1 protein-coding gene is annotated in these 1,066 nt (G+C 33.2%); it reads left to right on the forward strand.

Features of this window, described 5'->3' with window-relative positions; translation table 11 throughout:
- A partial coding sequence (locus GFJ36_RS29390; RefSeq protein WP_275940644.1) for an MSCRAMM family protein occupies positions 1-1,066 on the forward strand: 1,066 nt, incomplete at both ends.

Here is a 1,066-nt window from a genome sequence, read left to right on the forward strand (position 1 = left end):
ATTAGTAGAGACGAAAAGCTTACCAGGTTATAAGAAACTAACAGAGCCAGTGTCATTTGAAATTACAAAAGGTATGACGAAAGTCCTATCATTAAAAGTAGAGAATGAACAGTTAGAAAACGGTTCAGTAGAAATTACAAAAGTGGATAAAGATAGCCAGAAAGCATTAAAAGGCGTAGTCTTCGAAGTACGAGATGAAAAAGATAAAGTAGTAAAAAAAGTAACAACAGATAAAGAAGGAAAAGCAAACGTTTCAGATCTTTCAGTAGGAAAGTACAAATTAGTAGAGACGAAAAGCTTACCAGGTTACAAGAAACTAACAGAGCCAGTATCGTTTGAAATTACAAAAGGTATGACGAAAGTCCTATTATTAAAAGTAGAGAATGAACAGTTAGATAAAGGTTCAGTAGAAGTTACAAAAGTGGATAAAGACAGTCAAAAAGCATTAGAAGGCGTAGTCTTCGAAGTGCAAGATGAGCAAGGAAAAGTAGTAACGAAAGTGACAACAGATAAAGAAGGAAAAGCAAACATTCCAGACCTATCTGTAGGGAGTTACAAATTAGTAGAGGTAGAAAGTTTACTAGGTTATAAAAAGCTAGAAAAACCAGTATCATTTGAAATTACAAAAGGTATGACGAAAGTCCTATTATTAAAAGTAGAGAATGAACAGTTAGATAAAGGTTCAGTAGAAGTTACAAAAGTGGATAAAGACAGTCAAAAAGCATTAGAAGGCGTAGTCTTCGAAGTGCAAGATGAGCAAGGAAAAGTAGTAACGAAAGTGACAACAGATAAAGAAGGAAAAGCAAACATTCCAGACCTATCTGTAGGGAGTTACAAATTAGTAGAGGTAGAAAGTTTACTAGGTTATAAAAAGTTAGAAAAGCCAGTATCATTTGAAATCAAAAAAGGCATGACCGAAGTTCTATCATTAAAAGTAGAAAATGAAATGGTGGATACAGGGAATGTAGAGATAACAAAAATAGATAAAGATAGTAAAGCACCATTAGAAAATGTTGTATTTGAAGTACGTGATTTAAAAGGTAAAGTAGTTGCAAAAGTAACAACG

The sequence above is a fragment of the Bacillus sp. EE-W1 genome, assembly GCF_009760835.1.
Lineage (GTDB): Bacteria > Bacillota > Bacilli > Bacillales > Bacillaceae_G > Bacillus_A > Bacillus_A wiedmannii.